Source organism: Ruminiclostridium cellobioparum subsp. termitidis CT1112, from assembly GCF_000350485.1.
Classification (GTDB): Bacteria; Bacillota; Clostridia; order Acetivibrionales; family DSM-1351; genus Ruminiclostridium; species Ruminiclostridium termitidis.
Genome location: NZ_AORV01000065.1, coordinates 475,120 through 481,666, shown reverse-complemented (window position 1 = coordinate 481,666; position 6,547 = coordinate 475,120). Strand labels below are relative to the sequence as shown.

Genomic DNA, 6,547 nt, shown 5'->3' with positions numbered 1-6,547 from the left:
AACGGCGGAGGGAACAACAGCGGAGGAAATAATGGCGGAGGAAATAATGGCGGAGGAAATAACGGCAGTGGAAATAGCGGAAGCAGCACAAATAGTAAACCTGTTCAGACTCCTGCCGCCGAAGATACCGGCGTTATTATACTGGTTAACGGTAAAACCCAGAATGCGGCAACTGTTACTACAGCAAAAGTGGACGGCAAGTCGGTTTTAACTTTCACCATTGATGAAAATAAAGTAAAAGAAAAAATAGAGCAGGAAGGGAATAATGCAATTGTTACAATTCCCGTCAAAAAATCTGCTGATATATACGTAAGCAAGCTAAATGGGCAGATTGTAAAATACATGGAATCAAAACGGGCCATACTGGAAATCAAAACAGAAAATGCCATATACACTATACCGGCAGCACAAATAAATATTGATGATTTAAGTGAGAAGCTTGGCAGGCAGACAGCGCTTAAGGATATCACCGTTGACATAAAAATTTCGGCTTCTTCGGATGACACTGCCAAACTTGTTGAAGATACCGCAAACAGCAAAGGCTATAAGGTTGTTGTAAATCCGGTTGACTTTGATATTACCTGCTACAAGGGAAGTTCATCAGTGGCTGTAACAAAATTCAACGGTTATGTTGAGAGGATGCTTGCTGTTCCCCAGGGAGCAGATACATCCAAAATAACTACAGGAGTGGTATATAATTCAAACGGTACCTTCTCACATGTACCGACTCAAATTACGGTTGTAGACGGAAAATACTATGCCAGAATAAACAGCTTAACCAATAGCTCCTATTCTGTAATATGGAGCCCCAGAACTTTTGCCGACGTTGAAAAGCATTGGGCTAAAGACGCTGTTGATGATATGGGCTCAAGACTTGTAATTACCGGCAGCGCCAACGGAATGTTCGAACCGCAAAAAGATATTACCAGAGCGGAATTTGCAGCAATTGTTGTAAACGGACTTGGATTAATGCGTCCCGGAACGGGAAAATCCAACTTTACTGATGTGCAAAAGGATAAGTGGTATTATGACGCGGTATTCATTGCAAGTGAGTATGGTCTGGTGGCAGGCTACGGCAATGGAAAATTCGGACCAAATGATAAGGTGACCCGTGAACAGGCTATGGCCATTATTTCAAAGGCAATGGATATTACAGGCTTGAAGGTTCAATTGGCTTCCGGGGAACAGGAAAAGCTGCTGTCGGCATTTAAGGATGGAACTAAAGCCGCAGGATATTCTAAAGCAGCAATAGCTGCATGCCTTAAAGCTGAATTGGTCAAGGGACAAAGCAATGGTATTATAGCACCAAAGTCCAATATCACAAAGGCTGAGGTAGCTGTTATCGTCAGAAATCTATTGCAAAAATCAAAGCTTATATAAAAACCTAATAAATGGAAAGTAGTTTTTAGTTTATTTATATTCATTTGGTATTGCCTGCCTTGAGGATGAAACCTCAAGACAGGCAATTTTTTTTATGCATTGAAAACAAATAATAAGTATAATAAACTAAATATTGACAGTGATATTTAGATGAACGATATCAGAAGGCTGATGACGGAGGATACGGAGGATACGGAGGATATTGAAATTGTGAAAAATAAAGCAACAGGAATATTTATGGCAATACTGGCTGCGGCACTTTTTGGAATAAGCTCGCCTGTTTCAAAGCTATTACTGGCAGAAATACCTTCTACTTTGATGGCTTCGCTGCTGTATCTGGGGGCGGGCATAGGAATGCTGACAATTAATATTATAAAGAGACTTGGCAAAAATGAACGGGTTGAAGCCCGGATGACAAGGAAAGAAATGCCGTATATCATCGGCATGATTGTCCTTGATATAGCTGCACCTGTTTGCCTCATGCTGGGCCTGACCATGACAACCTCTGCAAATGCATCCCTGCTGAACAACTTTGAAATTGTAGCCACGTCGCTTATAGCCTTATTGATATTCAAAGAGGCTATTGGAAAAAGAATGTGGATCGCTATTTCACTGATAACCTTGTCAAGTATGATTTTATCAGTTGAGGATTTTCACAGCATTTCATTTTCAACAGGCTCAATATTTGTTCTGCTGGCATGTATCTGCTGGGGCTTTGAAAACAACTGTACCCGCATGCTGTCTTTGAAGGATCCTTTGCAAATAGTCATAGTCAAGGGGTTTGGATCAGGTATGGGATCAATGGTGATCGCACTTGTGTTAAAGCAGTACAGCACAGACATTTTATACATATTTATGGCATTATTGCTGGGTTTTGTAGCCTACGGCCTCAGCATATATTTTTATATTATTGCGCAACGGGAACTTGGTGCTGCAAGAACAAGTGCCTATTATGCCGTGGCTCCTTTTATCGGGGTGCTTTTATCTGTTATAATATTTAGCCAGCAAATTACCACGTCGTTTATTATTGCACTGGTAATAATGATAACAGGTGCATATTTCGCAGGAGCGGAGCACCACAAACACATGCACATACACCAGGAAACCACCCACGAACACCGGCACAACCACAGCGATGATCATCATACCCACATACATGATTATAAAGTTGAAAGTGAGCACAGTCATATTCATACTCATAAGAGAATGGAACACATACACAGGCATACGCCGGATATGCATCATACTCATTCACATTCCGAAAATCACAAATGAAATCTGAAAATCACCTCATTTAAATCCCCCGCTGCTATAGGATAAAATATAGAGGGGGGCTTATTATGAAAATTATATTGGTAGATGATGAAAGTATCGTGCTGCAAGGGATCAGTACCGTTATAAAACGGTTAGACCGGGATTGGTCTATTGTTGCGGAATGCAACAGCGGTGAAGATGCCCTGCCGGTTATTGAAAAACTCTGCCCTGATGTAGTCATAACAGATATCCGCATGTATAACATCTCGGGTATAGAGCTGGCCGAAAAAATCAGAAAGATAAATCAGGATATCCTGGTGATACTCCTCACCGGCTATTCGGAATTTGATTATGCCCAAAAGGCAATCAAACTGAATATATTTGACTATCTGCTTAAGCCCACACGGTATAACGACATCATTGAAAGCCTTACAAGAGCTGAAACGCATTTGAGGGAGAGAAGGGAAAAGCAGAATTTTCAAAATGATCTGATTAAAAAACTCGGTGAAAACAAGACGGCGTTGAGAGAAAAATTTCTCCGGGACGTTATGAACGGGTTATTGCCTGTAAGTGTGGATGTCCTGCAGAAATGCAGTGAATACGAAATAGACTTTAAAACCTTCATGGTGCTAAATGTTAACTATGAGTCCCAAAACAAAAATTTCGGTTCCGATTATGAGGATGTTGTGCTGATGGATTTTATAGTAAAGAATATTTTTTCTGAAATTATAAATGAGGCAGGCCACTATATACTTCTTACCGAAAGCATTCAAAATTTTACTGTCATTTCCGAGAACAGCTTCCTCAAAGACAGCTGGCAGGATTATGTCAGAGACTTATCCATCCGGGCAGTCAATATGCTGTGGGAAAAATTCGAAGTAAAAATACATATTGGCGCAAGTGAGGTGAAGACTGAAATAGAGGAACTGTTTGACTGCTATAATCAGGCCAATTATGCTCTGGATAAAGCTGTGAATAACAACGAACCTGTTTTATATTTTCAGGATTTAAAATATGATGTCAATCAAAATGTATATTCGAAATCCATAGCTGAAGCCATTGAATATATCGATAAGAATTACCAGGAGGACATTTCCTTAAAAGAAGTGGCCGAAGCGGTCTATCTCAATGTATGGTATTTGTCGGATCTTTTCAGCAGGGAAGTGGGCATGACCTTCAGCCAGTATATACGGGATAAACGTATTGCCAGATCAAAGGAGCTGCTGAAGGATAAATCTTTGAAACTGTATGAGGTGGCCTATCAGGTAGGAATAAAGGAACAGGGCTATTTCAGTTCTCTTTTTAAAAAAGTGACCGGTGTGACACCTAAAAGCTATCGTGATCAATTGGAAAACTAACCAAATAAGGGGAAATGCGTAAAAAGCTGTGCGGAGTTGATCTGGCGCAGCTTTTTTTGCTGCCGGAGTAATTTTGCTATTACCCAATATTTTTATAAAGTTATCCAAAGATAGTGAAAATCAATATGAGGCCTCCTGGCTTATAATTTAAGCGTAAGACAATATTAAAGGAGGATATGTTATGAAAAAATTAATTGCACTGGCTTTATCGGTATTTATGGTGGTGCCTCTGGCCGCCGGTTGCGGGAGCAGCAGCAATACTCCAGGCACACAGTCAACCGCAGCACAGACTGCTGCGCAGACCTCACAGGCAGCCGCTTCGGGCGGATCGGCCGGAGCTTCCGCAAAGGTGACACTGGCATCCTTTCCGGATCAGCCCAAGGATGCGTTACTTGCAGCAGTCGCATCTGCAAAGCTCGATACCCAACTGGAAATCATCGAGTATCCGCAAAATGAATACGAAAACAAAATTAAAATGGCATTTGGTTCAGGTACTTCTACCGATTTGATCCTTCTGGACGGACCCAATATAGCCAGCTATGCAGCCAGTGATGTATTGGAGCCCCTTGACGGGTATTGGGACAAACAGGACTTTGATGACCTGGTTGACGCATCAAAAGCAGCCATGACCTGGAACGGCAAGATATGGGCTGCACCCCTGAATGAATCCAACACAGTGCTTTTCTACAACAAAACGGTTTTTGACGAACTGGGAATTGTAGCTCCAACCAAGGTGGAGGATGCCTGGAGCTTTGATGAATTAATGGAAGTTTGCAAAAAAGTTACAATACCCGGTAAAAGATATGCAATACAGCCCCAGATGTTCTCACTTGCAAACAAGAATGAGGGAATGACCTATACACAGATGCTCTGGTTATGGATGTCGGGCGGAGATGTTATGTCACCTGACGGCACTACGGCTACAGGCTATTTTGACAGTGAAGCCTCAAAGAAGGGCATTCAGTTCTATGCCGATCTTTTTAAAAACGGTTATGCCACCACTGAGGATATTGTAAATGCCTTTGAAACCGGAAAGGTCGTTATGTGGACCAACGGACCCTGGTGCATAGGAAACTGGAAAAAGGATTTTCCTGATGTAAAGTGGGGCGCAACTCCAATGCCTCAGGATGCCAAGGGCGCTTCAGGTGCAGGCAGCTGGAATATAGCAATAGCAAAGGCCTCAGCCAACAAGGACAATGCGTACAAAGTGCTTCAGGCCATTACAGGCAAGGACGGGCAGGCTGTGTGGTGCACAAAAACCGGAAACCTTCCGGCCAGAAAATCTGTCCTGGAAGCCGATCCTGCTTACAAGGAATATCCATTTGATATAATTAACAGCCAGCTGGTAAAAACAGCAAAAGCGAGACCTGTTACACCTGCATATCCGCAGATTTCAGAAGCTTTGACCAATTGCTTTGCCGAAGTTGCCTTTGGTGAAGATGTCAACAAGGCTGTGGAAAAGGCAACAAAAAAGATGAACGAAGCGTTGGCAGTCGCCAAGTAATATAAATCGAAGGTTCGGGTTTCAGGTTCCTGGGCTTGAAAGGCTTCGGCCTGAAACCTGGACTATTGGTTTTCAGAGGCGGTAATTGTAATTGGTATTGTATACCGGAATTACTGCCATATCGGTCACATTGAGGTGAAAAAATGACAAACTTAAATAATCGTAGAATTGGCAAGACGGTGATGGAGAATTTTCAAGGTTATCTTTTTATTCTTCCTGCGCTGGTAATAATCGGTGTGTTTTTTATATATCCTGCAATCGAGCTCTTCAGCCTGGCATATACGGATTATAATCTGATGTCGGGAAAGATGAGTTTCGTGGGATTTGCCAACTTTAAGGCACTGCCCGACAACGGGGATTTTCTCAATTCTCTTGTGGTGACTTTCAAGCTGGCTTTGTTTATTGTACCCGTACAGACAATCATTTCAATGATAATGGCAGTGTTTGTAAACCAAAAGCTTCAGGGTATGAAACTGTTCAGGACAATATACTTTATTCCTGCCATAACCTCCTTTGTAGCGGTAGCCATTATGTGGAAACAGATATACAACCCCACCTTCGGGCTTGCAAATTCGGTTTTGAGCCTGCTTAATCTGGGACCGTTTCAATTCCTTTCCTCCAAAAGCCAGGCCCTTATAGCAGTTGGTATTACCTGTATATGGAAGTCCTGGGGCTACTTTATGGTAATCTTCATAAGCGGGCTGCAGGAAATACCGAGAGAGGTTCAGGAGGCCAGCTATATAGACGGTGCCAACAATATACAGAGATTTTTCCATATAACCATACCCATGCTGCGGAAGGTAACTATTTTTGTGGTAATAATCACCACAATGGACGCCATCAAGCTGTTTATCCCATCTTTTACAATGACTGCAGGCGGGCCTTTAGGTTCCACCGATACTGCAGTGCATTATATCTGGAGACAGGCTTTCCGCTTGCAGCAGGTGGGACCGGCCACGGCAATGTCCACGGTACTCTTCCTGATAATAATCATAATCACGTTCCTTCAATTTAAAATAGACGGCAGAAACAACGAGGAGGGAAGGTAGGA

Annotated in this window: 5 protein-coding genes; all 5 read left to right on the top strand. The window is 42.3% G+C overall.

Going from position 1 to position 6,547, the window contains the following annotated elements; genetic code table 11:
• The coding region (locus CTER_RS24300) for an S-layer homology domain-containing protein (RefSeq protein WP_004629636.1) at window positions 1-1,380 on the top strand (1,380 nt) is incomplete at its 5' end.
• A gap of 150 nt (window positions 1,381-1,530) precedes the next feature.
• Window positions 1,531-2,655: a DMT family transporter gene (locus CTER_RS24295; RefSeq protein ID WP_004629799.1), complete on the top strand. Its 1,125-nt coding sequence runs from the start codon at window positions 1,531-1,533 to the stop codon at window positions 2,653-2,655.
• Between the two features lie 65 nt (window positions 2,656-2,720).
• Window positions 2,721-3,992 carry a response regulator transcription factor gene (locus CTER_RS24290; RefSeq protein WP_004630062.1) on the top strand — a complete coding sequence of 424 codons (1,272 nt, stop codon included), beginning with the start codon at window positions 2,721-2,723 and terminating at the stop codon, window positions 3,990-3,992.
• 181 nt (window positions 3,993-4,173) lie between these two features.
• Window positions 4,174-5,496, top strand: coding sequence for an extracellular solute-binding protein (locus CTER_RS24285; protein ID WP_004630260.1), 1,323 nt, complete (start codon window positions 4,174-4,176; stop codon window positions 5,494-5,496).
• Between the two features lie 143 nt (window positions 5,497-5,639).
• On the top strand, window positions 5,640-6,545 hold the full coding sequence (locus CTER_RS24280; protein WP_004629770.1) for a carbohydrate ABC transporter permease: 906 nt from the start codon (window positions 5,640-5,642) through the stop codon (window positions 6,543-6,545).
• Window positions 6,546-6,547: the final 2 nt, after the last annotated feature.